The sequence below is a fragment of the Streptomyces sp. NPDC019937 genome, assembly GCF_040631655.1.
GTDB lineage: Bacteria > Actinomycetota > Actinomycetes > Streptomycetales > Streptomycetaceae > Streptomyces.
In genome coordinates, this window is record NZ_JBEYAL010000021.1 from 67,680 (window position 1) to 91,785 (window position 24,106).

The window sequence follows — 24,106 nt, forward strand, 5'->3', positions numbered from 1 at the left end:
CAGGGTGGAAGACCGGACCACCACCCGAGGAAGGGACGCGCCATGGCAGTCGAGCCGCTGGCCCGCACGGAGATCGAGGAGCGCCTGGAGCAGCTGCCCGGCTGGTCGTTCGCCGACGACCGGCTCTCCCGCGGTTACGTCTTCGACGGGCATCCGCAGGCCGCGGGCCTCGTCGCGGAGATCGCCCGCATCCAGGACGAGCTGGGCCACCACTCCGAACTGACCCTCGGCTACAACAAGGTCACCGTCACGGTGAACACCCACAGCGTCGGCGGCAAGGTCACCGAACTCGACCTCGGGCTCGCCCGCCGCATCGAGGACGCCGCCCCCGGCCACGGCGCGCATGACTGAACCCGCCGCGCACGCGCGGGAATCGTGACCAAACCGCTCCCCGGCCGGCTCCGAATACCCCCATGAGAGGGCGGCGTCGACCGGAGGAGCGGGCATGGGCGGGCAGCGGCAGCGGATCCCCGGCAGCGTCATCCACCCCCCGGCCGTCGACGCCGCCCGCTGGCCCGCCGTGGCCCACCGGCCCGGCCCCTCCCGGTCCCGCGACGCGCTGGCCCGGTCACTGGTCCGCCGGGCCCTGGACCGGCTGCCGCTGCGGGTGCGGTACGGCACCGGGCCCGTGCGCGGCACCACCGGGCCGCTGCTGGAGATCGCCGACCCCGAGACATTCGTCCGGCGCGTCCGCCGGGACGGGCTCGTCGGCTTCGGCGAGTCCTACCTCGCCCACGAATGGGACGCGGTGGACCTGGTGGGCGTGCTCACCGTGTTCGCCGCACACGCCGACCGCATCGTGCCCCGCTGGGCGCAGCGGCTGCGCGGCGCCTGGGCCCCGCGGCGCCCCGCCGGACAGCACCACACCCCGGAGGCGGCGCCCAAACACGTCCACCACCACTACGACCTGTCCAACGAACTCTTCGGGCTCTTCCTCGACCCCACCCTCAGCTACTCGGCCGCCCTCTTCAGCCACCTCCCCGCCACCTGGGACGACCTCGCCGCCGCGCAAGCCCGCAAGATCGACCGGCTGCTCGACCTGGCCGGGGTCGGCCCCGGCACCCGGCTGCTGGACATCGGCACCGGCTGGGGCGCGCTCGCCCTGCGCGCCGCCCTGCGCGGGGCCCGCGTGGTCACCGTCACCCTCTCCGAGGAACAGCGGCGGCTCGCGGCGCGGCGTGCCCTGCGCGACGGGCTCACCGACCGCATCACCCTGCTGCTGCGCGACTACCGGGAACTGGAGGGCCGGTACGACGCCATCGTCAGCGTCGAGATGATCGAGGCCATCGGGGCGGCGTACTGGCCCCGCTACTTCGGCACCCTGCAGGAACTCCTCGCCCCCGGCGGCCGGATAGCCCTCCAGGCCATCACCATGCCCCACGACCGGATGCTCGCCACCCGTCACACCTACACATGGATGCAGAAGTACATCTTCCCCGGCGGCTTCCTGCCCTCCGTCACCGCCCTCGAACAGTGCGCCGCCCGCCACACCCGGCTGCGCGTGGCCCGCCGCGACGCCTACGGCGACCACTACGCGCAGACCCTGCGGCTGTGGCGCGAACGCTTCACCGCCCGTGACGCGGAGGTGGCCGCCCTCGGCTTCGACACCACCTTCCGCCGCATGTGGACCTTCTACCTCGCCTACTCCGAAGCGGGCTTCCGCGCCCGCTACCTCGACGTCCAGCAGATCCTGCTCCAGGAGGCAGACCGATGAGCGACGCGGCCCCCACCATCGCCCCGATCGCCGAACGCCTGCTCGGCGGGCCCCTCCCGGTGCGGCTGCGCGCCTGGGACGGCAGCGAGGCGGGTCCGCCTGACGCGCCCCGCGTCCTCCTCACCTCCCCGCGCGCCGTGCGGCGACTGCTGTGGCAGCCCGGCGAACTCGGCCTCGCCGAGGCGTACATCAGCGGCGACCTCGACGTCGAGGGCGACCTCACCGACGGGCTGCGCGCCGTCCGGCACGCCCTCCGCGAGCGCTCCGGCACCGCCACCCCGCCCCGGGCCACCCTCGCCACCCGCGCCCGGGCCGCCGCCCGCGCCGCCCGGCTCGGCGTCATCGGCCCCCCGCCGCGCGCCGCCGGCCACCACCACGCCTTCCCCAGCGAGTTCTACGAGCGGCTGCTCGACCCGTCCATGGCGTACTCCTGCGCCTACTGGACCAGCCACGACCCCTCCTACGGCCTCGCCGACGCCCAGCGCGACAAGCTGGAGGTCATCTGCCGCAAGCTCGCGCTCGTCCCCGGCGCCCGGCTCCTCGACATCGGCTGCGGCTGGGGCGCCCTCGCCCTGTACGCGGCCGACCGCCACAAGGCGCAGGTCACCGCCGTCACCTCGGTGCCCGAGGAACGCGACTTCGTGCGCGAGCGGGTCGACGAACTGGGCCTGGGCCAGTTCGTCGAGGTCGTCCTGAGCGACCACCGCGACCTGGACGGCGGCATGTACGAGGCCGTGGCGTGCGTGGAGACGGGCGAACGCGTCGGCCACGACCAGTACCCGTACCTCGCCCGCACCCTCCACGGCATGCTGCGGCCCGGCGGCCGCGCCCTCGTCCAGCAGATGTCACGCGCCCCCGGAACCCCCGGCGGCGCCTTCATCGAAACCTACGTCGCCCCCGGCCTCCACACGCGGCCCCTCGGCGAGACCATCGGCCTGCTGGAGGCCGCCGGACTCGAAGTGCGCTCCTCCGAGTCCCTGCGCGAACACTACGTCCGCACGGTCGGCGCCTGGCGCGAGGCGCTGGAGACCCAGTGGGACGCCTTCCGGCTGCTGGCGGGCGAGCACACCGCCCGCAGGTGGCGGCTCCACCTGGCCGGTGGCGCGCTCGCCTTCGAGGAACGGCGCATGGGCGTCGACCAGATCCTCGCCGTACGCCCCACCGCGCGCGGCGTCAGCGGCATGCCCGACACCCCCGCGGACTGGTACCCGGCCCCCGCCCTGGAAGCGGTCTGACCGGTCCCCCGCCGGGGGCGCTCACGTGGTGTGGCGGGCCCGGCGGAAGCGGGCGGCGGCTTCGGTGAGGTCGACGATGGGGGGCGGGTAGGACAGGGCGGAGCGTTCCGCGTCGGGGAGCGTCCAGGGGGTGTGGACGCGTCGGCCGGGGATCCCGGCGAGTTCGGGGACCCAGCGCCGTACGTACGCCCCGCCGGGGTCGAACCGGCGGGCCTGGGCCAGGGGATTCAGGACCCGGTTGGGGCGGGTGTCGGTGCCGGTTCCGGCCACCCACTGCCAGTTCAGCTGGTTGTTCGGCACGTCCCCGTCGACCAGCAGGTCCAGGAAGTGCCGGGCCCCCACCCGCCAGTCCACGTACAGCGTCTTCGTCAGGAAGCTCGCCACCAGCAGCCGGGCCCGGTTGTGCATCCACCCCTCGCCCGCCAGCTGCCGCATTCCCGCGTCGACCAGCGGGTAGCCGGTGCGGCCCGCCTTCCAGGCGGCGACGGCGGCGTCGTCCGACCGCCACTGGTCGCCGCGCGGGCGGTAGTCGGTGCGGGAGGCGTCCGGGCGGGCGGCGAGGACCTGGTAGTGGAAGTCGCGCCAGGCGAGCTGCCGTACGAAGGCGTCGGCGCCGGGCCCGCCGGACTCGCGCGCCCGGCGCACCAGCTCCACCGGCGACAGACAGCCGAAGTGGAGGTAGGGGGAGAGCCGTGAGGTGGCGTCGCCCGCCAGGTCGTCCTGCCGGTCGGCGTACGGGCCCAGGCCCGACCGCAGCCACGCCTGGAGGCGGCGGCGCCCGGCCCGTTCGCCACCCTCGGGCAGTGCGGGGGAGGTGCTGCCCGAGGCCAGCGAGGACACGGCGGCGACCGGCTCGGACCGCACCCCGGACGGCACCCGCACACCGCGCGGCGCGGCGAGCGGCCTGCGCGGCTCGATGCCCTGCCAGGCACGGAAGTACGGGGTGAAGACGGCGAAGTGGGTCTTCCCGGAGGGGGTCAGGGCGCCCGGCTCGGCCGCCGTCACCACGGTTCCGTGGACGCGCAGGGCCCGCTCGCCCAGCGCCTCGCGCAGCCGCGCCTCCCGCCGCCCGGCGAACGCGCTCACCCCGCCCGCGATGTGCACCTCCCCGGCGCCGACCTGCTCGGCCACCCGGCGGATCTCCTCCACCGCGTCACCCGTACGGACGACCAGCCGGCCGCCGCGCTCCCGCAGGCCCGCGTCGAGGTCGGCCAGGCAGTCCCGCAGGAACGCCACCCGGTTGGGCACGGCGAACCCCGCCGCGGCCACCCGGCGGTCCACGACGAACAGCGGAACGACCTGGTCGGCGGAGCGGAGCGCGGCGTGGAGCACGGGGTTGTCGCGCAGCCGCAGGTCGGAGGTGAAGACGGCGATCGAGGTACTGGGTGTGGTCACTCCTCTCCCTTACACCGGGCGCCCTCACCCCGCCGGGAGCGACATCAGCCCGATCGGGTCGGTGGTCGGCGCCCTGGAGCCCCCGGCGGGCTCGACCGTCAGCCCCACGCCGGACGCCTTGCCGACCGCACCGCTCAGCAGGGCGGCCGTGCCGCCGCCGGTGCCGGTGTCGGCGGTGTCCATGAGCCCGGCCGACCGCATCGTGCCGCCGTCGCTGAACCACAGCTGGTACACCCGCCCATCGGGCGGCTTCGGCAGGCCGGAGGCGAGGAAGGCGGCCTTGTCCAGGGCGTGCGAGACCACGACCGTGCCGGTGGCGCCGTTGGTCAGCTTGGCGTTGCGGCTGTGGGCGTCCGGGGCGGCCAGCACCTCGGCCACCGCCTCCACCCGCGCCACCTGCTCCTCGGAGCGGCGGGCCGTATCGCGCGCGTCGGACGCCTGCTGGTTCTGCCAGACGGCGACGCCGCCGAGCGCCACCGCCCCGGCGAGACAGGCCGCCAGCGCGAAGTTCTGCCAGCGGCCGCGCGCGGGACGCCGGGGCGCGCCGCCGCCGGAGAACTCCGGTTCGCTCCTCGCCACCCGCGGCGGGTCCTGGCGGACCGTGGCGATCCGCCGCATCACATCGTCCTTGAGCACCGGCGACGGCGTCAGCGAGGTGGCCATGCCGAGCTTGGCGGCGGTGGCCCGCAGCTCCCGTACCTCCTGGGCGCATGCCTCGCAGTCGGCCAGATGCCGCTCGAAGGCCAGCAGTTCCCGCCCGGAGAGGGCGTACACCGCGTAGGCGCCGGTCAGCGTGTGCAGATCCGCTCGGTCCGCTCTGGTCATGCCCCGACCCCCATGCAGTCGCGAAGCCGGATGAGTCCGTCCCGGAGTCTGGTCTTCACCGTGCCGAGCGGCAGCTGCAGCAGCTCCGCCACCTCGCGGTAGGTCCGGCCACGGTAGTAGGCGAGCGTCACGGACTGACGCTGTAGTTCGGTGAGCGTCTGCAGGCAGCGGCGCACCTGCTCACGCTCCAGCCTGGCCTCCACCTGCTCCGTCACCTCGTCGAAGGCCGGGGTGCGGTTCAGCAGCGCGGCGCGCTCCTCGCGGTCCGAGGCGGACTGCGCGGACCGTACGCGGTCCACGGCGCGCCGGTGGGCGAGCGTCATGATCCACGCCATGGCGCTGCCCCGGGCGGGCTCGAACCGGGCCGCGGTCCGCCACACCTCGACCAGGACCTCCTGGGTGACCTCCTCCGCCTGGGCGGGGTCCCGCAGCAGGCTGCGCGTCAGACCGAGGACGGACCCGCTCACGGCGTCGTAGAGCGCCGCGAAGGCGTTCTGGTCCCCCCGCGCCACCAATCCGAGCAACTCCTCGAGGTCCGGGCCCCTGGGGGCCGGTCCACCGATGAACACGGGCTCTCTCACTGGCCGTCCTTCCGGATGAGCTGTACGACACCACGCAGGTGTCGTATCTCATTCGTCGCCCGGACGGGTGCGGATTGGTCAACAAAGCGCGGAGACCGGCGAATTTGCCGATCCGGCAAGGGAATTTGGCGGTACGGCCGCGATGCGGGCAGGCTCACGGCCATGAACGCACACGACCACGGGCACAAGCACGCACGCGACCACGGCCACCAGCCCGACTGGGAGGAGTTCGCCCCGGTCCTCGAACGGGGTGCCGAAGTGCACGCCCCGATCTACGAACAGGCCGCCGCCTGGCTGCGCGAGCGGTTCGCCGCGGCCGGCGTCCCCGTACGCCGCGTCCTCGACGTGGGCAGCGGCCCCGGCGTGGTGACGTGTCTGCTCGCCCGGGCCTTCCCGGACGCCGAGGTCGTCGCCGTGGACGGTACGCCCGCCCTGCTGGAGCGGGCCCGGGAGCGCGCCGCCCGGCTCGGGCTCGCCGACCGCGTCACCACGCTGACCGTCGAGATGCCGGACGGTCTGGACCCGGCCACGATCGGCGCCGCGGATCTCATCTGGTCGACCCGGGCCGTGCACCATGTGGGTGATCAGCTCGAGGCGCTGCGCAGGCTCGCCGCCGTGCTGCGTCCCGGCGGGCTGCTGGCGGTCGGGGAGGGCGGGCTGCCGCCCCGCTTCCTGCCGCGGGACGCGGGCCTCGGCCGCCCCGATCTGCTGGCCCGGCTCGACGCCGTCCAGGCTGAGCGGTTCGCCGAGATGCGGGCGGAGCTGCCGGGCGCGACGGAGACCGTCGAGCACTGGCCGGGGCTGCTCACGGAGGCCGGTCTGACCGGCGCCGCCAGCCGCAGCTTCCTGCTCGACCTGCCCGCGCCGCTGGACGCGGCGGCACGCGAGTTCCTGCGGACCGAGCTGGCCCGTTGGCGCGAGGGCGCCGCCGACCGTCTCGACGGCGGCGACCTCGCCGCGCTGGACCGGCTGCTCGACCCGGACGACGAGGCCGGGATCGCGCGGCGGCCGGATGTCTTCCTGCTGACCGCGCACACGATCCACGTGGCGGCCCGGGCGGAGTGAGGGGAGGCGTCAGCCGGTGGTGAGGGTGAGCCCGTAGGCGCTGAGGATCGGGTTCACCGGCTGGTAGTACGTCGTACCGCCGACGGTGCAGTTGCCGGAGCCGCCGGAGAGGACGCCCTGCGCCTCGGTGCCGGAGACGAACGAGCCGCCCGAGTCGCCGGGCTCGGCGCACACATTGGTGCGGGTCACGCCGCGAATGGTGCCCTCGGGGTAGACCACGCTGGTGTCGTGCTGCTGGATCGTGCCGCAGTGCCAGCCGGTGGTCGACCCCGAGCGGCAGACGGACGAGCCGACCGGCGCCTCCTGGGAGCCGGTGACCGTGACGGTGGTGGAGCCGGGGCCGATCACCAGGGGCGTGGGCGTCCAGTCGGCGTTGGTGGCCACCCACGCGTAGTCGCTGCTGGGGAAGACCGAACCCTGGAAGGTGCCCTGCGCGACCCGGTTGAAGCCGGCGGTGGTGTCGCCCTGGTCGCCGCAGTGCCCGGCGGTGACGAAACCGGCCTGGGTGCCCTGGGTGACGGAGAAGCCGATGGAGCAGCGGGCGGTGGCGTTGATGTAGTACGCCTCGCCGCCCCGCAGGTCATAGAGGGGAGCCGGGCGCTCGGCCGACTCCACGATCCGCACCAGGCCGCGGTCGACGCCGCCGGCGTCGATGAACCGCTGGGCCGCGGCGGGCTGCGCCGACTGGACGACCACGCTGTTGCTCTTCACGTCCACGTACCACAGGGAGGCGGTGGCGGCGGACGGGGGGTGTTCCTCGGCCGTCCGGTCCAGCGCGTCCTTCGCGGCGTCGAGTTGTTCGAGGCTGTGGCCGACGACGGCGGCCTTGGCGCCGGCGGCGCTGATGGCGCCGCTCTGGGCCTGGTCGGTGGTGCCGACGGTCAGCTCGGCGGTGTTCCCGCTGACCCAGCTGCCCGCGTAGGCGCTGCCGAGGTTCTTGCGCAGGCCGGGTTCGGCCTGGCCGGCCTTGTATTCGTTCGCTATGCGGGTCCGCGCCTCCTCGGCCGTCAGGCCCAGGTCGCGTTGCATGGCGGCGAGCACCTCGGGCGGGACGTCCCGGTGGGAACCGGGCGGCGGGGACGGGTTCGCGGCGGCGGGTATGCCCGTGCCGGCGAGGAACAAGGCGGCTAGGGCGACGGTGCAGCCCGTGGCGAGCTCAAGACCATGACGACGTCTGCGGCGCATAGTGCGTTCTCCTGTCGCGAATCACGCTGCGTGTCTTACTGAGCGCCAAGCGTAATTGCGGTGCCAGGGGACCGCTCGGCGGGCGCGGGCATGACACCGCCCCGCCGCGCGGTGCGCGACGGGGCGGTGCGGGACCCGCCTGGGATCAGGCGTCGGTCAGGTTGAAGGTGTCCGGGTTCGGGCCCAGACGGTTGCCCGAGTCCAGGGCGCCGATCGCGGACAGGTCGTCGGAGTCCAGCTCGAAGTCGAAGACGTCGATGTTCTCCTTGATCCGGGACGGCGTCACGGACTTCGGGATCACCACGTTCCCCAGGTCGAGGTGCCAGCGCAGCACGACCTGCGCCGGGCTCTTCCCGTGCTTCGCGGCGATCTCGACGAGCTTCGGCTCCTCCAGCAGCCCCTTGCCCTGGCCCAGCGGGGACCAGGCCTCGGTGGCTATGTCATGGCGGGAGTTGAAGGAACGCAGCTCGGACTGCTGGAGCTGCGGGTGCAGCTCGACCTGGTCGATCACCGGGGTGACCGAGGACTCGGAGAGCAGGCGCTGGGTGTGGGCGGGGTGGAAGTTGGACAGCCCGATGGCCTTGGCGCGGCCGTCGGCGTAGATCTTCTCGAACGCCTTCCAGGTGTCCAGGTACTTGTCGACCTCGGGCAGCGGCCAGTGGATCAGGTAGAGGTCCACGTACTCCAGGCCGAGCTTGGTCAGCGAGGTGTCGAAGGCGCGGAGCGTCGAGTCGTAGCCCTGCTCGGAGTTCCAGAGCTTGGTGGTGACGAACAGCTCGTCGCGCGCGATGCCCGACGCGGCGAGCGCCTTCCCCGTGCCCTCCTCGTTGCCGTATATGGCCGCGGTGTCGATGTGCCGGTATCCGGCGTCCAGCGCGTTGCGCACCGCGACCTGTGCCTCGTCGTCGGGGATCTGCCAGACGCCGAAACCGAGCTGGGGGATCCGAACGCCGTTGTTGAGGGTGATGAAGGGGACCTTGCTCACGAGCAGTCGATCCTTACGTCGCTATCGGATACGTACTCTTCGGATCAACGGTCAACCGGAGGCACGCATTCCCGATCCGCGAGCCGCACCGGATGCGCGATCTCCGCGCGATAGCGGTGCGGGGTGTGTCCCTCGCGTACCGTCGCGCCCACCGCGACCGCCGCCCAGGTCACCGTACCGCGCGGCGCCCGCACCACCATGACCAGCCGGTATGTACCCCCGATGGGGACCGTGCCGGTGCGGCGGATCTCCCAGCCGGGGTCGGAGCGCAGCTCCCGCCGCGCCTCCACGCAGACCCGCTCGCCGGCCGGTGGCGCGTGGTGGTCGTCCCGGAGCCCCAGCCGGGGCCCGAGGCGGACCGGTGCGGACGGGTCGGCGGTCCCGGTGAGCTGACGCGGGGCCATGGACCAGGCGATCGGCCCGGAGGCCGGGGGCCCCTTGATGTCCGCCGACAGGGTCAGATCGAGGTTGATCGTGTGCAGAGCGGGTTCCGGCGCGTCCTGGGCGCAGGTGACCGCACAGTGCAGCAGGTGGTAGACGACGGTGTGCGTCTCGGCCTCCAGGAAGGCCGGCAGTTCGGGGTCCCCGGCGACCAGCTCGGACGTGACCGGGACGGACACCGGTCCGCCCAGGGTGAGGTGTCCGGTCAGCGCCGGGGACTGGGGAGTTTCCTCGGAGACCAGCGTCAGTTCGCGCTCGGGAAGTGCGGGGAGAATGACGTCGATCATTTCGTGCCCCCTTCGCGGCTCGGTGGTTCCCAGGGAGTGCGCCCGTCCCGTATGCGCCTAGGCGTTGTACAGCGCCTCGACCTCGACGGCGTACGCCTGTTCGATCGCCTTGCGCTTCAGCTTCAGGGACGGTGTCAGGAGACCATGCTCCTCCGTGAACTGGGCGGCAAGTATGCGGAACGTACGAATCGACTCGGCCTGCGAGACGGTGGTGTTCGCCGCGACCACCGCGCGCCGGATCTCGGTCTCCAGATCCGGGTCCCGGACCAGCTCGTTCGCCGCCATCGACGGTTTGCCGCGCATCGTCAGCCAGTGCGAGACGGCCTCCGGGTCCAGGGTGACCAGCGCCGCGACGTACGGGCGGTCGTCGCCGACCACGATGCACTGGGCCACCAGCGGATGCGCCCGCACCCGCTCCTCCAGCCCGCCCGGGGAGACGGTCTTGCCGCTGGAGGTCACCAGGATCTCCTTCTTCCGTCCGGTGACCGTCAGATAGCCGTCGTCGTCCAGCGTGCCCAGGTCGCCGGTGGCCAGCCAGCCGTCGCGCAGCACGGCGTCGGTCGCCTTCGGATCGCCGAGGTAGCCGTTGAAGATCTGGCCGCCGCGCAGCCAGATCTCGCCGTCGTCGGCGATGTGGACGGTGGTGCCGGGGATCGGCCGGCCGACCGTGCCGTACCGGGTGCGCTCGGGCGGGTTGGCGGCGGCGGCCGCGGTCGACTCGGTGAGTCCGTACCCCTCGTAGATGGTGACGCCCGCGCCCCGGAAGAACAGCCCGAGCCGCCGCTCCATGGCCGAGCCGCCCGACATCCCGTGCCGGACCCTGCCGCCCATCGCGCCGCGCACCTTGCTGTACACGAGCTTGTCGAAGAACTGGTGCTGCATGCGCAGCGAGGCGCTGGGGCCCGTGCCCAGGCCGAACGCCTTCTCCTCCACCGCCTCCGCGTACCGCACCGCGATGTCGACCGCCCTCTCGAACGGCCCCGACCTGCCCTCCGCCTCCGCCCGGCGGCGCGCCGCCGAGAACACCTTCTCGAAGATGTAGGGCACGGCGAGGATGAAGGTCGGCTTGAAGGACTGCAGGTCGGGCAGGAGCGCGGACGCCGCGAGCTTCGGCTGGTGGCCCAGCTTGACCCGGCCGCGGATCGCGGCCACCTCCACCATCCGTCCGAAGACATGCGCGAGGGGGAGGAAGAGCAGGGTGGCCGCCTCGTCGCCGCGCTTGGAGTGGAAGGCGTCCTCGTACCGCTCGACGATGTTGTCGCACTCGGCCATCAGATTGGCATGGCTGATCACACAGCCCTTGGGGCGGCCGGTGGTTCCCGAGGTGTAGATGATGGTCGCGGTCTGCTCCGGGGTCATCGCCAGCCGGTGCCGGTCGACCAGGTCGTCGTCGATGGACTCGCCGTCGCCGAGCAGCTGCTCCAGCGCCCCGGCGTCCAGCTGCCACAGCCGCTTGAGGTACGGCAGCCGGCCGATCACCGAGCCGACCGTCATGGCGTGGTCCTCGTGCTCGACCACGCACGCCGTGACCGACGCGTCGTGCAGCATCCAGAAGACCTGCTCGGCGGAGGAGGTCGGATACAGCGGCACGCTCTGCGCGCCCACGGTCCACAGCGCGAAGTCGAAGAGCGTCCACTCGTAGCGGGTGGGACACATGATGCCGACCCGGTCGCCGAACCGGACGCCCTGGGCCAGCAGCCCCTTGGCGAGTGCCACCACCTCGTCCCTGAACTGGGCCGAGGTCACGTCCACCCAGCGGCCGTCAGGCGTCTTGCGGGCCAGCGCCACCCGATGAGGATCGGATTCCGCATGCTCGAAGACGACATCCGCCAGTCCTCCGGCCTGGGGCGCCGACGCCATCGGGGGGACGGTGAACTCGCGCAATACCTGCTCCTTGAAGCCGCTCCGCACAGCGCCGCGACCGTACCCGATCCCGGCCCCCGGGCGGGAGAGGTGTTTCGTCGGAGAATGGTCGGAATGTGCGCTCGCCAGTGAGGTGAAAGGGTGTCAAACGGTCACGGCGGTGGCCGGTTTGTGCGCAGTCTGCCCCTATGCGCCGCATGTGTGGCTGATATGTGACGACTTTCTGCACGGAATCTCTCCGATCACGGCACACGCTATGACGCCGGTCACGCAACAGGTCACGGCACGGGCCCGGCGAGGATCGCTTCCGCCAGCCGCTCCGCCGCCGCGCGGGTCGCGGTGTCCCGCTGCCGCTCCCCGTACAGCAGGACGAAGTCCACCGGCCCCAGCTCCGGCAGCCCGGCCCGCTCCGGAACCGGCACCAGACCCGGCGGGATCAGGCCATCGGTGTGCGCCATCACCCCGAGCCCCGCACGCGCCGCCGCCACCAGCCCGTTGAGGCTGCCGCTCGTGCACGCGATCCGCCACGCCCGGCCGTGCCGCTCCAGTACGTCCAGCGCCCGGGCCCGGGTCAGCCCGGGCGGCGGGAAGACGATCAGCGGCAGCGGGCGGCCGGGCTCCAGCCGCAGCCCCTCCGCGCCGATCCACACCAGCCGGTCCCGCCACACCAGCTGCCCCTGAGGCCGCTCCTCCGACCGCTTGGCCAGCACCAGATCCAGCTTCCCCGCCTCCAGCCGCTGGTGCAGGGTGCCCGACAGCTCGACCGTCAGCTCCAGATCCACCTCGGGATGATCGCGGCGGAACCCCTTCAGGATCTCCGGCAGCCGGGTCACCACGAAGTCCTCCGACGCCCCGAACCGCAGCCGCCCGCGCAGCCGGGTACCCCGGAACCAGCTCGCCGCCCGCTCGTTCGCCTCCAGGATCGAGCGCGCGAACCCGAGCATCGCCTCGCCGTCCTCGGTCAGCTCCACCCCGTGGGTGTCCCGGCTGAACAGCTGCCGCCCGGCCGCCTCCTCCAGCCTGCGGACGTGCTGGCTCACGGTGGACTGGCGCACCCCGAGGCGGTGGGCGGCCTGGGTGAAGCTCAGGGTCTGGGCGACCGCGAGGAACGTACGCAGCTGGGCGGGATCGAACACGCCCTCCACTGTAGGCACGGCCATCACGGAACGCGATAGCAGTCAGTGCGGTATGCGGGATTCCCGATGGGGTCGATCGCGGGCAGGCTGGAGAGGGCCCCGTCCGGGCCCGTTCGTACGTCACGCAAGACCGAGAAAGAGAGTTCATGCTCCGCCCGCGCCACCTGCTCCGTCGCACGATCACGCTCCCCTCCTGGCTGCCCCTGGACGGCTTCATCCTCGGCCTGGTCGGCACCGTCGCCCTCGCCGCGCTGCTCCCGGTCAGCGGCCGGGCCGCCACCGTGACGGACGGGGCCACCACGGTCGCCGTCGCCTTCCTCTTCTTCCTCTACGGCGCCCGGCTCTCCACCCGTGAGGCGCTGGACGGGGTGCGTCACTGGCGCCTCCACCTGACCGTGCTGGCCTGTACCTTCGTGATCTTTCCGGCGCTGGGCCTGGCGGCCCGCGGGCTCGTCCCGTACGTCCTCACCCAGCCCCTCTACACCGGTCTCCTCTTCCTGTGCCTGGTGCCCTCCACGGTCCAGTCCTCGATCGCCTTCACCTCGCTCGCCCGGGGCAACGTCGCCGCCGCGATCTGCGCGGGCTCCTTCTCCAGTCTGATCGGCATCGTCGTCACCCCGGTCCTGGCCGCGCTGCTCCTCGGCGGCAGCGGCGGCGGGTTCTCCGCCGACTCGATGATCCAGATCGCGCTCCAGCTGCTGGCCCCCTTCCTGGCCGGTCAGCTCCTGCGCCGCTGGATCGGCGGCTTCATCTCCCGCCACCGCGCGGTCCTGCGCCTGGTCGACCGGGGCTCGGTCCTGCTCGTCGTCTACGCGGCCTTCAGCGAGGGCATGACCCGGGGCATCTGGCACCAGATCACCCCCGCCCGGCTGGCGGTCCTGCTCGCGGTGGAGGCGGTGCTGCTCGCGCTCATGCTCACGCTGACCACGTACGGTTCCCGGAAGCTGGGCTTCCGCCGGGAGGACCGCATCACGATCACCTTCGCGGGCTCCAAGAAGAGCCTGGCCGCGGGGCTGCCCATGGCCAGCGTCCTCTTCGGCGCCCAGGCGAGCCTGGCCGTCCTGCCGCTGATGCTCTTCCACCAGATGCAGCTGATGGTCTGCGCCGTCCTGGCCCGCCGCTTCGCGGACCGGGCCCCCGAACCCGCCCCGGAGCCCGTGGCGTCAAAGACCCCGGAGACTCCGGAGCCCGCTGCCGCCGTCCGCTGAGCGATTCTTCCGGCAGCTCCGCTAATCTCCGCACATGTCGAACACTCTTACCCATGGGGCCTTTCGTACGGAGCGCCTGTGGGCCGGGGCCGGTGTGTCGTCCCTCCTCCTGTTCCTCTCCTTCGTGGTGGCCTGGGTGGACGCCATCGAGTTCGACGAGCGGTGCAGCCAGGGAATGGTGGAGGGCCCCGGGTGGCTGGGCGACATCCGGCACCAGGCGTTTCCCCCGGCCATCATCTGCGAGTACGACGGGGGAGAGGTCTCCGCGGGCGGCACCGGGGTGCTGGGCGCGGTGATCTGGTGCGCCTTCGCGGGGCTCGCGCTCTGCGTGCTGCTGGCACTGCTGGCCGAATGCGTCGAACTGCCCGCCGGAACCGGTCTGCAGATCTCCCGCGGGGAGCGGCTGCGCCGCACGGGGACGGCCTTCTTCGTCACCGGCTCCGTCTTCGCCCTGGTGTACGGCCTGGCGGCCTGGCCGCTGCTCACCGGCCCGTCCTCGGCCTGTTCGGCGGGCGGGGAATGGGGCGAATACCCGCCGAAGACGCTGGAGTACGGCCTGTTCCCGCCGCAGGCCACGTGCATGACCCACAGCGGGAGCACCTCGCGGCTGAACGCGGGCTGGGTCGAGAACCTGACCGTGATGCTGGCCGTCCCCGCGCTGATCTCCGCGGCCGGACTGGCGCTCGCCTGGCGGCGCGGGCGGCGTGAGGCACACGCCGCCCGCGCCGCGAGCGAGGCGTCAGCGGGATGACCGGACGTGGTCCAGGGGGAGGTGGGCGGTGGCGGACTTCCCGTCGACCGGGGCGTTGGACTCGCGGATCCGGCGCAGTTCGGTGTCGGTCAGCGCCCGGCCGTAGACGCGTACCTCGTCCAGGGCGCCCGTCATCCGGGAGCGGCCGTCGACCGCCTCGCCGAGGTGGAGGGCGAAGGGGGAGGAGCGGCTGATGGTGCCGGGCGCGTCGGGTGCGGAGGCCGGATCGGTGCCGTCCACCGTGAGGGTGAGGTGGCCGTCGGCGCGGGTGAGGGCCAGGTGGTGCCATGCGCCGTCGTTGTGGGCGGTGGTGGTGGCGACCGAGGCCGAGGTGTAGGTGGCCGGGCCGTTGACGGTGGTCATCAGGGCGCGGACGCGGTTCGAGGACGGTTCGCCGCGCACCCAGACCTGGGCCTGTTTGCCGCCGATGCCGCCCATCCAGAGGAACGGGTGCTGCCCGGAGGCGGCGGAGTAGCGGAACCACAGGCTGATGGTGAAGTCACGGGTGCCGAGCGGCAGCGACGGGCGGTACGGGAGGCGTACGGCGTCGTCCGTACCGTCGAAGGCGAGCGCTCCGCCGAAGCGGCCGTCGGTCCCGGTGGCGCCGCCGAGGACGGTCGCGGGGCGGGCCCGGGGCGCGCGGTCGTCCGTGACCGGCGACGGGGCGGCGCGCGGGCCCAGCCAGTCCTCGGTGAAGCGGGCGAAGCGGATCTCGTCGCGGGCGTCCACCGCGCCGCCCTCGTACATCAGCCCGACCGTGCCGGGCGCGATGAGGGCCATGTCGGAGTAGCCGGACCAGTCGGTGGTGACCACCTTGCCGCGGTCGGTGCCCTCCCAGCTGCGGGCCTCGTCCCAGGAGGAGCGGATCATCATGGTGCGGCGCCGGTCGGGGTCGGCGGGCGCCGAGAACAGCAGCCGCCCGGGGCCGTCGCGGCCCGGGGCGCGCAGCCGGAGGACCGAGCCCTGCACCATCGGCGTGGACAGGTCGGGGATGGTGCGGAAGGGCGCGGCGAAGCTCTCGCCGCCGTCGCGGCTGAGGGCGTAGTCGCGGTGGCCGAGGTCGGTGCCGTCCTGTTCGCGCCCGTTGACATAGACCGAGCCGTCGGCCCGCTCCACCAGCGTCATCTCCGAGGGCTTCTGGCGGAACGTCCCGTCCTGCGCTATCGGGTACGAGTCCACCGCGCCGATCTTCCAGCGCCTGCCGCCGTCGTCGCTGTAGGCGAGCGCCGCGTGGTTGGCGGTGATGCGGGTGCCGTCGTGGCTCTCGGTGTTGACGGTGAAGAGCAGCCGCCCCTTGTGCCGCCCGTGCTTGAGCTGGATGCCGTGCACCGGGCCGGTGGCGTACCAGGAGTTCCACGTCGGCGGCAGCAGGGTGGGGCTCAGATCGCGCGGGGCGGACCAGGTGGCGCCGTCGTCGTCGCTGTACTGCAGGTGCGGGGTGCGGTCACACGGCACGTCGCAGCTCTGGGAATCGTCGCGGCCGGTGTTGTACGTGCTGGCCAGCAGGATGCGGCCGGTGCGCGTGTCCACGACGGGCGCCGGGTTGCCGTGGGTGTCGCCGCCGCCCTCGTTGATCACCTGTAACGGGCCCCAGGTGCGGCCCCCGTCGGTGGAGCGCTTGAGCACCAGGTCGATGTCCCCGGCGTCGCCGCAGTTGTCCTTGCGGCCCTCGGCGAAGGCGAGCAGGGTGCCGTCCCTGGAGGTGACGATCGCGGGGATCCGGAAGCAGAAGTAGCCCGCGTCCTGGCCGGACTTGAAGAGGGTCCGCTGGTCGAAGTCCGGGGCGGAGCCGGCGGAGCCGGAAACGGTACGGGCCGCGGACACGGTGTCGTCCGTGTCCGCGGCCCATGCCGGAAGTGAGGTCAGGGCCAGCGCCGCGGCGGCGAGGAGCACCGAGGCGCGGCGCCGCCGACGTCTGGTTCGGGGGCGATTGCGGGGATCTGACGCCATGGTCACGACCTGCCCTTCAGAGCCATGTGGACATCAGAAGCATCAAGACATCAAGCCATGAAGACATCACGACATCCCATGTCTCATGGAGACTGTCGCAGAAGTGTCCCGCTTTGTGACCCGGTGAAACAAGGACCGTGCGTCACGGGATGAGGACGACCTTTCCCTGGTTGGTGCGGGACTCGACGATGTCGTGGGCCTTCGGCGCCTGGTCGAGCGGCAGTTCGGCGTGCACGGCGGGGCGCAGACGGCCCTCGGCGAGGAGCCGCCACAGCTCCGCGCAATGCCGTGCGTACAACTCGGGTCGCGTCTGCGAGAAGTGAGCCATGGTCAGGCCGGTGATGGTCTTCGCGCCGGACAGCAGGGCGTGCGCGGGGACGGTGCCACCGCCGGAGTTGAAGAAGATCAGCCGGCCGGCGGGGGCGAGGGCCGCGAGGGCGCGGGGGAGGAGGTCGCCGCCGACGCCGTCGAGCACCGTGTCGACCGGCTCGCCCCAGGACGCGTCCCCGTACGCCACCACCTCGTCCGCGCCGAGGCCGCGCAGGAACGCGGCCTTCGCCGGGGAGCCGGCGGCCGCGACGACCCGGCGCACCCCCTGAATGCGGGCCAGCTGGACCGCCAGATGGCCGACGCCACTCGCGGCGCCCGTGATCAGCAGGGATTCGGCGGGGGACGCTGCGGCCGCCGCGAGGGCGGCGAGGGCAACATGGCCGCCGCGCACGAGGGCGACCGCCTCCACGGCCGTCACGCCGTCCGGGATGGGCGAGGCGGTGACGACGGGGGCGGTGGTGAGGTCGGCGTAGGAGTCGGAGAACGAGATCGCGGTGACCCGGTCGCCGACGGCGAAGCCGGTCACGCCGTCGCCGAGCCCGGCCACCCGGCCCGCGACCTCGCCGCCGAAGGTCCCGGGGAGCGGGGTGCCGGTGTCCCGGACGCGGCGGACCCCGGGCAGGCTCACGCCGATCGCCTCGGTACGGATCAGCAGCTCACCGAGGGCGGGCGTGGGCGGGTCGGCCTCTTCCAGGCGGAGGACGTCCGGGCCGCCGTGGGCAGGAAAACGGACGCGACGCATGGGGCCTCCCGGAGTGCGGCTGAATTCATTGGGCGGCCCAACGGTAGCGGGAATCGTTGGGGTTGCCAACGTTGGGTGCCCCAACGATGTGCCGGGTACGCTGAGGCCATGCCCGAGACCCCGTTCGCCCCCGCCCGCATCCGCTCCCTGCCCAGCTGGCTCCTCGGCCGCGCCGCCGCGCGCGGGCACCGCCTGGTGGCGGAGGCGCTGGCCCGGGAGGGGATGCGGATGATGCATCACGCGGTGCTGTCCGCCGTCGCGGAGCTGGGGCCCGTATCGCAGGCCGAGTTGGGGCGCAGCCTGGGCATCGACCCCAAGGACATGGTGGGGATCGTCGGCGACCTGGAGGGCGAAGGGCTCGTCACCCGCAGCCCCGATCCGCGCGACCGCCGGAAGAACGCGATCGCGATGTCGGAGGAGGGTGAGCGGCGGCTGGCGCGTACGCGGCGGCTGGGCGACGAGGCGAACGACGAGCTGACGGCGGGGCTGAGCGCTGCGGAGCGCGATCAACTGGTGGCGCTGCTGCGGCGGGTGGCCGAGCCGGACGAGCCGTGCCGGGGGGAGTAGCCGGCCGCCCGCGCCGTCGCAGGCCGCGTGAGAGCTTCCGTCAGGGTTTCCGTCAGCGCTCCGTCAGGGTTTCCGTCCGCACATCACGTCGTCGAGCAGCGACTGAACGGCCCGCTCGCCCGTCAGGAGCCGTTTGGCGTCGTACGTCGTGCCCGTGGTCATGACCACGACCGAGCGTCGCCCGTCCGGGGCCACGGCCGTCCTGATCGTGCCGCCGTCGAGGTCGCCGCCGTGCCCCCAGCGGTAGCCGCCGCAGCTCAGCGGCTGCCGGTCCAGACCGAGGCCGTAGCGCATCCCGGGGAAGGCCTTCTGGTACTCCGCGCTGACGGGGACGGTACGGCGCATCGCGGCGAGCTGCGCCGGTGGCAGCAGCCGCCCGCCCAGCAGCGCGGTGAGGAACCGGTCCAGATCGCGGTCGGTGCTGATCAGGGCGCCCGCGGAGCCCGCCGAGGCCACATTGCGGGCGGTGGTGTCGGTCCACGTCGTGGAGCCGGGGAAGCGGTGGTACGTATGCGCGTGCGGGCCGCGCACCCGCGGATCGTCCCCGGGGTCGTAGGTGCCGGTCAGGCCCAGCGGGCGGACGATCCGGTCGCGCACCTCCGCGGACCACGGCCGCCCGGTGGCCTTCTGGATGATCATCCCGGCGAGGACATAGCCGGGGTTGGAGTAGTTCCACCGCGGACGCGGGTCGTCCTCGGCGGCGGGCGGGAAGTCGGGCCGGTGCTTCATCGCCCCGGCGACGATGTCCTCGGGGCCGAAGTGGCGGTACCGGCTCTTCTCGAAGGCGGCGGCCGTGCTTCCGGTGTCCTCCGTGGTGTCGTAGCGGTAGATCCCGCTGGTGTGCTGCAGCAGGTTCCGGATGGTGATCCGGCGGCCGTCGTTACCCTTGCCGCGCACCACGCCCGGCAGCCACTTCTCCACCGGATCGCTCAGCGACAGCCGCTTCTCGGCGGCCAGTTGCAGCATCACGGTGGCCACGAACGTCTTGGTGACGCTGGCGGCCCGGTAGTTCGCCCCGTAGGGCATGGGGCGGCCGGTGTGCAGTTCTTCCTCGCCGGCGCGGGCGTGGGTCCGGCGGCGGCCGTCCCGCACCTCCACGGTGATGCCGGTGTACCGGGCCTCCTTGAGTACCCGGGTCACCCGCTGGTTCAGCTGTGTCGAGGTGAGCGGGGCGGGGGAGGGGGCGGTGGCGGTGGGCGCGGCGCGTGGGGTGTGGTGATCGGCCGTGGCCGCCAGGACGGCGGTGACGCCGATGAGGAGGGCGGCGGCCGCCGTGGCGACGGCGGCGAGGCGTAAACGGGCCGGCCTGATGCGTCGGTTCATATCCCCCCAGCCTGCCGGGGCGAGGGGGCCGCGACCACATGGTGGCGACCCCCTGCCCGGGTGGTGCCCGCACCACCTGTAGGGGGGAGCCGGCTGTCGGCGCCGGGGTGGTGTCAGCGCTGCCTCGGCCGGGCCGTCAGGCCCCGCCGACCGCCGTCGGCAGGGCGAGCCGGTGCTCGCCCGCGTACACGTTCATCGACGTGCCGCGCAGGAAGCCGACCAGCGTGAGCCCCGCCTCGTTCGCCAGGTCCACGGCCAGCGAGGACGGCGCCGAGACCGCGGCCAGCACCGGGATCCCCGCCATGACCGCCTTCTGCGCCAGCTCGAACGAGGCCCGGCCGGACACCAGCAGCACGGCCCCGGACAGCGGCAGCGACCCCTGCTGGACGGCCCGCCCGACCAGCTTGTCCACCGCGTTGTGGCGCCCCACGTCCTCCCGTATGTCCAGCAGCTCGCCCTCCGGCGTGAACAGCGCCGCCGCGTGCAGCCCGCCGGTGCGGTCGAAGACCCGCTGGGCGGCGCGCAGCCGCTCGGGCAGGTCGGTCAGGGTCTCCGGGGTGATACGGACCGGGGTGTACTCATCGGCCGGCTCGTCCAGCCGCCAGCGCGCCGTCGTACGGACGGCGTCCAGGCTGGCCTTGCCGCACAGACCGCACGACGAGGTCGTGTAGACGTTGCGCTCGAGGGTGATGTCGGGGACGGGGACGCCCGGCGCGAGCTTCACGTCCACCACGTTGTAGGTGTTGGAGCCGTCCTCGGTGGCGCCCGCGCAGTAGACGATGTTCGCCAGTTCGTCCGCGCTGCCGAGCACTCCCTCGCTCACCAGGAATCCGGCGGCCAGCGCGAAGTCGTCGCCCGGTGTGCGCATGGTGATCGCCAGTGGCCGGCCGTTCAGCCGGATCTCCAGCGGCTCCTCGGCCACCAGAGTGTCCGGGCGGGTGCCGACCACCCCGTCGCGGACGCGGATGACGCGGCGTCGCTCAGTGACCCGTCCCATGTCGATCAGTCCCGGTTCTGTGCGTGGTTTCCGTACGTGCTGGGACGTCTCATTGTCCCGCACGCGGTTGTGAAGACCGTAGCCCACGGTGTGCGTAAACTGTAGACAATAGCCAATCCGGGAACCCGGCCGACACCGATCCACAGGGGGCGCGATGCTGTCCAAGGGACTGCCGCAGGGCGCGGTGCCGAGGCTGGAGCGGCCCGGGCCGCTGCGCGAGCGCGTCTACGAGGCCCTGCTCGAGCTGATCACCACCCGCGCCCTCCGCCCCGGCCAGCACCTCGTCGAGAGCGAACTGGCGGGCCAGCTCGGGGTTTCCCGGCAGCCGGTGCGCGAGGCGCTGCAGCGGCTCAACACCGAGGGGTGGGTCGATCTGCGCCCGGCGCAGGGCGCGTTCGTCCACGAGCCCACGGAGGAGGAGGCCGATCAGCTCCTCACCGTCCGCACCCTGCTGGAGGCCGAGGCCGCGCGGCTGGCCGCCGTGGGCGCGGGACCGGAGGGGATCGCGGCGCTGGAGGAGGTGTGCGCCACCGGTGAACGGGCGGTCCTGGCCGACGACGTGGACGGCGCCGTGGCCGCGAACGCTGAATTCCACGCCACGGTGATGGCGCTCGCCGGGAACGCGGTGCTGGCGGACCTGGCCGCCCAGGTGCACCGCCGGGTCCGCTGGTACTACACCCCGGTGGCCCGGCAGCGCGGCAAGCAGTCCTGGATCGAGCACCGTGACCTGATCGCCGCCATCGCCGCGCGCGACGAGCGGCGCGCCACGGAGATCATGCGCGCCCACACCGAGCACACGCGCCGCAGCTACCACGAGCGCCCGAGGGACTGACCGCGCCCTCCGCGTGGCGCCCGGGCTTCAGCCGCGGGTGCCGTCCATGCGGTCGACCGCCTCCTTGGCCTCCTTGAGATCGGCGTCCGTGATCTCGCGGTACTCCTTGATGGCCTGGATCTTCTTGTTCTCGCGCAGCAGCGCTGTCACCCGCTCCATGCCCGGCTCCTCCTGACGCACGCCCAGGTGCTCGAGGATCAGGTCCGCCTTGCGCTCCAGCCGGGCGGCCCGGCGCTCCATGCGCTTGAGGCGGGCTTCCAGGCCGCCGTAGATCACGATGACGGCCACGAGGGTGGCGTAGCTCGCTATTTCCATGATCGGCATGCTAGCGGGTGGCGCCGACGGCGACTGACGGAAAATCGCCCCTGGCTGCCCGTAAGTTTGTCCTTCCGCAGGAGAAAGTCCGCATGGATTGCGGCGCAAGTTCTTCCCACCCCCGACAACCGCTGCTACGTTCCCCGTGAAAGCCCGACCATGTGCATGCCGATGACGGCGGGAGGGGCGGCGTGAGGCGCATGACGGCACGACCCGCGAACGCGCACCAGGCCCGGCTGCTCCGCCTGTTGCGCGACGGCGGCCCCAACTCCCGGGCCCAGCTGGGCGATCAGATCGACCTGTCGCGTTCCAAGCTCGCCGTCGAGATCGACCGGCTGCTGGAGACCGGACTGGTGGTCGCCGACGGGCTCGCCGCCTCACGGGGCGGGCGCCGCTCGCACAACATACGGCTCGCGCCCGCCCTGCGGCTGCTCGGCGTCGACATCGGCGCCACGTCCGTCGACGTGGCGGTGACCAACGCGGAACTGGAGATTCTCGGCCACCTCACCCAGCCCATGGATGTCCGCGAGGGCCCGGTCGCGGTGTTCGAACAGGTCCTGGCCATGGCCGCCAAGCTCCGCGCCTCCGGCGTCGCGGAGGGGTTCGACGGCGCGGGCATCGGAGTGCCGGGCCCGGTCCGGTACCCCGAGGGCGTGCCCGTCGCGCCACCGATCATGCCGGGCTGGGACGGCTTCCCCGTACGGGAGGCACTCAGCCAGGAACTGGGCTGCCCCGTCATGGTCGACAACGACGTGAACCTCATGGCCATGGGGGAGCAGCACGCCGGGGTCGCCCGCTCCGTCAAAGACTTCCTCTGCGTCAAGATCGGCACCGGTATCGGCTGCGGCATCGTGGTCGCCGGTGATGTCTACCGCGGTACGACCGGCAGCGCGGGCGACATCGGGCACATCCAGGCCGAGCCCGACGGCCGCCCCTGCGCCTGCGGCAACCACGGCTGCCTGGAGGCCTACTTCGGCGGCGCGGCTCTCGCCCGCGACGCCGAGGCCGCCGCCCTCGACGGCCGCTCCGCCGAACTCGCCGCGCGGCTGGAGGCCGCGGGGCACCTCGCCGCCACCGACGTCGCGGCGGCGGCCTCGGCCGGTGACGCCGCCGCCCTCGAACTCATCCGCGAGGGCGGCATGCGCACCGGCCAGGTCATCGCCGGTCTCGTCAGCTTCTTCAACCCGGGCCTGGTGGTGATCGGCGGCGGCGTCACCGGCCTCGGCCACACGCTCCTCGCCGCCATCCGCACCCAGGTCTACCGCCAGTCCCTTCCGCTCGCCACCGGCAACCTCCCCATCGTGCTGGGCGAACTTGGCCCCGCCGCGGGGGTCACCGGCGCGGCCCGACTGATCAGCGACCACCTCTTCTCCCCCGCCTGACCTTCCCGTCGCCGGGCGCCTACCGCCCACGACCCCCGTCCCTACGGCCCGCGCTTGGGGCACGGCCGTACCGAGGCACAGCGCGTGGCCCGTGCGGTACCCCCGGACGTGGCCTTTCCCCACCCCGCCCCTTCCCGCTGTATCCGATATGCGGCTCCGCCACGTGGAGGCTCCGCCCCGGCCCCCGACCCGCACGTGAGCCCGGACCCGAGCGCGGCCCGCCCCCTCGACCCTCCACCCTCGACCCTCGACCCCGGACTCGGACCTGGCCTCGAGCTGGGCCCTGGTTGGCCTCGGAGACCCGGACCCGGGCTCCGGACCAGACCCCGAACTCGGGCCTGGCCACCCGGACCCGGCCACCCGGACCCGGCCACCCGGGCCTGGCCCCGGACCTCGCCCCGGACTTCGGCCCGGACCCGAGCGCGGCCCCGCCCCCTCGACCCCCGACCCTGACCCCCGACCCCCGACCCCCGACCCCCGACCCCCGGACTGTGGCCCGGACTCGGCCCCGAGCTGGGCCCTGGTTGGGCCCCGGAGACCCGGACCCGGGCTCCGGACCAGACCCCCGACCCCCGACTGCGGCCCGGACGTGCACCCGAACTGGGCCCCGAACTGGGCCCTGGTTGGCCCGGAGACCCGGACCCCAGCTCCGGGCCGAGACCCTGGACTCGGGCCTGGCCACCCGGACCTGGGCCTGGACTTCGGCCCGGACCCGAATGCCGCCCCGCCCCTTCGACCCTTGACCCCCGACCCCCGACCCCCGGACTCGGACTCGGACCCGAGCTGGGCCCTGGTTGGCCCCGGACTCGGACCTGGCCACCCGTGCCCGGACCCGGACCCGGACCTGGAACGGGGCCCGGACTTGGCCCCGGGGCCCGGGCCCCGGGACTCGGGACTCCAGGACCCGGCGCCCCGGGCCTGCCCCCGGCCCGGAGCCCCAGGGGCACCGGCCTCGGCCACCCGGCCGTCCGGGTCTGGTGCTCCGGTCACCTGCCAG

At 73.2% G+C, this 24,106-nt stretch carries 22 protein-coding genes; 9 read left to right on the top strand and 13 right to left on the bottom strand.

Going from position 1 to position 24,106, the window contains the following annotated elements; all coding sequences use genetic code 11:
* Positions 1-42 precede the first annotated feature (42 nt).
* The 3 genes from ABZ562_RS21820 (at position 43) to ABZ562_RS21830 (ending at position 2,949) form a co-directional block, all read left to right on the top strand.
* Complete coding sequence (locus ABZ562_RS21820; RefSeq protein ID WP_361482110.1) at positions 43-351, top strand: 4a-hydroxytetrahydrobiopterin dehydratase; 309 nt, start codon at positions 43-45, stop codon at positions 349-351.
* Between the two features lie 94 nt (positions 352-445).
* Positions 446-1,714 carry a cyclopropane-fatty-acyl-phospholipid synthase family protein gene (locus tag ABZ562_RS21825; RefSeq protein ID WP_361482113.1) on the top strand — a complete coding sequence of 423 codons (1,269 nt, stop codon included), beginning with the start codon at positions 446-448 and terminating at the stop codon, positions 1,712-1,714.
* Positions 1,711-2,949, top strand: a complete 1,239-nt coding sequence (locus ABZ562_RS21830) for a cyclopropane-fatty-acyl-phospholipid synthase family protein (RefSeq protein ID WP_361482116.1) — start codon at positions 1,711-1,713, stop codon at positions 2,947-2,949. The genes ABZ562_RS21825 and ABZ562_RS21830 overlap by 4 nt, the downstream gene beginning before the upstream one ends.
* 21 nt (positions 2,950-2,970) lie before the next feature.
* On the opposite strand, the gene ABZ562_RS21835 is transcribed toward ABZ562_RS21830, so the two are convergent.
* Genes ABZ562_RS21835 through ABZ562_RS21845 form a run of 3 tightly spaced genes read right to left on the bottom strand, consistent with a single transcriptional unit; the run spans position 2,971 to position 5,750 of the window.
* Positions 2,971-4,344 (bottom strand): deoxyribodipyrimidine photo-lyase, encoded by a 1,374-nt coding sequence (locus ABZ562_RS21835; RefSeq protein ID WP_361482119.1) that lies wholly within the window; start codon positions 4,342-4,344, stop codon positions 2,971-2,973.
* A gap of 24 nt (positions 4,345-4,368) precedes the next feature.
* Complete coding sequence (locus tag ABZ562_RS21840; RefSeq protein ID WP_361482122.1) at positions 4,369-5,169, bottom strand: anti-sigma factor; 801 nt, start codon at positions 5,167-5,169, stop codon at positions 4,369-4,371.
* Entirely contained in the window at positions 5,166-5,750 is a 585-nt protein-coding gene (locus ABZ562_RS21845) for a sigma-70 family RNA polymerase sigma factor (protein ID WP_055549044.1), read from the bottom strand. The genes ABZ562_RS21840 and ABZ562_RS21845 overlap by 4 nt, the downstream gene beginning before the upstream one ends.
* 162 nt (positions 5,751-5,912) lie before the next feature.
* Between ABZ562_RS21845 and ABZ562_RS21850 the strand changes: the two genes are divergently transcribed.
* On the top strand, positions 5,913-6,815 hold the full coding sequence (locus tag ABZ562_RS21850; protein ID WP_361482125.1) for a class I SAM-dependent methyltransferase: 903 nt from the start codon (positions 5,913-5,915) through the stop codon (positions 6,813-6,815).
* Between the two features lie 9 nt (positions 6,816-6,824).
* Here ABZ562_RS21850 and ABZ562_RS21855 read toward each other — a convergent pair whose 3' ends face one another.
* The 5 genes from ABZ562_RS21855 to ABZ562_RS21875 all read right to left on the bottom strand — a co-directional run bounded on the left by ABZ562_RS21855 (position 6,825) and on the right by ABZ562_RS21875 (position 12,712).
* A complete protein-coding gene (locus tag ABZ562_RS21855) occupies positions 6,825-8,000 on the bottom strand; it encodes a S1 family peptidase (RefSeq protein WP_361482128.1) in 1,176 nt (391 codons plus the stop codon).
* A gap of 145 nt (positions 8,001-8,145) precedes the next feature.
* Positions 8,146-8,985 carry an aldo/keto reductase gene (locus ABZ562_RS21860; protein ID WP_361482131.1) on the bottom strand — a complete coding sequence of 280 codons (840 nt, stop codon included), beginning with the start codon at positions 8,983-8,985 and terminating at the stop codon, positions 8,146-8,148.
* Positions 8,986-9,029: 44 nt separating this feature from the next.
* Positions 9,030-9,713: a hypothetical protein gene (locus ABZ562_RS21865; protein ID WP_361482133.1), complete on the bottom strand. Its 684-nt coding sequence runs from the start codon at positions 9,711-9,713 to the stop codon at positions 9,030-9,032.
* Positions 9,714-9,770: 57 nt separating this feature from the next.
* Positions 9,771-11,597, bottom strand: a complete 1,827-nt coding sequence (locus ABZ562_RS21870) for an AMP-dependent synthetase/ligase (RefSeq protein WP_361482136.1) — start codon at positions 11,595-11,597, stop codon at positions 9,771-9,773.
* Between the two features lie 257 nt (positions 11,598-11,854).
* Complete coding sequence (locus ABZ562_RS21875) at positions 11,855-12,712, bottom strand: LysR substrate-binding domain-containing protein (RefSeq protein ID WP_361482139.1); 858 nt, start codon at positions 12,710-12,712, stop codon at positions 11,855-11,857.
* Positions 12,713-12,858: 146 nt separating this feature from the next.
* Between ABZ562_RS21875 and ABZ562_RS21880 the strand changes: the two genes are divergently transcribed.
* On the top strand, positions 12,859-13,920 hold the full coding sequence (locus ABZ562_RS21880) for a bile acid:sodium symporter family protein (RefSeq protein WP_361482142.1): 1,062 nt from the start codon (positions 12,859-12,861) through the stop codon (positions 13,918-13,920).
* 34 nt (positions 13,921-13,954) lie between these two features.
* The gene (locus tag ABZ562_RS21885; RefSeq protein WP_361482145.1) at positions 13,955-14,671 is read left to right on the top strand and encodes a hypothetical protein; all 717 of its coding nucleotides are present in this window, start codon (positions 13,955-13,957) and stop codon (positions 14,669-14,671) included.
* Here the strand turns inward: ABZ562_RS21885 and ABZ562_RS21890 are convergent.
* Both ABZ562_RS21890 and ABZ562_RS21895 read right to left on the bottom strand, forming a co-directional pair.
* Entirely contained in the window at positions 14,660-16,621 is a 1,962-nt protein-coding gene (locus ABZ562_RS21890; RefSeq protein WP_361482148.1) for a sialidase family protein, read from the bottom strand. The two genes, ABZ562_RS21885 and ABZ562_RS21890, sit on opposite strands and share 12 nt — an antisense overlap.
* Positions 16,622-16,763: 142 nt before the next feature.
* Positions 16,764-17,693 (bottom strand): zinc-binding dehydrogenase, encoded by a 930-nt coding sequence (locus tag ABZ562_RS21895; protein WP_361482151.1) that lies wholly within the window; start codon positions 17,691-17,693, stop codon positions 16,764-16,766.
* A 108-nt stretch (positions 17,694-17,801) separates the two neighbouring features.
* Here ABZ562_RS21895 and ABZ562_RS21900 point away from each other — a divergent pair, with 108 nt between their 5' ends.
* Entirely contained in the window at positions 17,802-18,260 is a 459-nt protein-coding gene (locus ABZ562_RS21900; RefSeq protein WP_361482154.1) for a MarR family transcriptional regulator, read from the top strand.
* 63 nt (positions 18,261-18,323) lie between these two features.
* On the opposite strand, the gene ABZ562_RS21905 is transcribed toward ABZ562_RS21900, so the two are convergent.
* The gene (locus ABZ562_RS21905) at positions 18,324-19,583 is read right to left on the bottom strand and encodes a serine hydrolase domain-containing protein (protein WP_361482157.1); all 1,260 of its coding nucleotides are present in this window, start codon (positions 19,581-19,583) and stop codon (positions 18,324-18,326) included.
* A 136-nt stretch (positions 19,584-19,719) separates the two neighbouring features.
* Positions 19,720-20,580 (bottom strand): formate dehydrogenase accessory sulfurtransferase FdhD, encoded by an 861-nt coding sequence (gene fdhD, locus ABZ562_RS21910; RefSeq protein WP_361482160.1) that lies wholly within the window; start codon positions 20,578-20,580, stop codon positions 19,720-19,722.
* 154 nt (positions 20,581-20,734) lie between these two features.
* On the opposite strand from fdhD, the gene ABZ562_RS21915 reads away from it, so the two are divergent.
* Positions 20,735-21,412 carry a GntR family transcriptional regulator gene (locus ABZ562_RS21915; RefSeq protein WP_361482163.1) on the top strand — a complete coding sequence of 226 codons (678 nt, stop codon included), beginning with the start codon at positions 20,735-20,737 and terminating at the stop codon, positions 21,410-21,412.
* A 27-nt stretch (positions 21,413-21,439) separates the two neighbouring features.
* On the opposite strand, the gene ABZ562_RS21920 is transcribed toward ABZ562_RS21915, so the two are convergent.
* The gene (locus ABZ562_RS21920; RefSeq protein WP_361482166.1) at positions 21,440-21,727 is read right to left on the bottom strand and encodes a ribosomal protein L7/L12; all 288 of its coding nucleotides are present in this window, start codon (positions 21,725-21,727) and stop codon (positions 21,440-21,442) included.
* Between the two features lie 200 nt (positions 21,728-21,927).
* Here ABZ562_RS21920 and ABZ562_RS21925 point away from each other — a divergent pair, with 200 nt between their 5' ends.
* Entirely contained in the window at positions 21,928-23,109 is a 1,182-nt protein-coding gene (locus ABZ562_RS21925; RefSeq protein WP_361482169.1) for an ROK family transcriptional regulator, read from the top strand.
* Positions 23,110-24,106 lie beyond the last annotated feature (997 nt).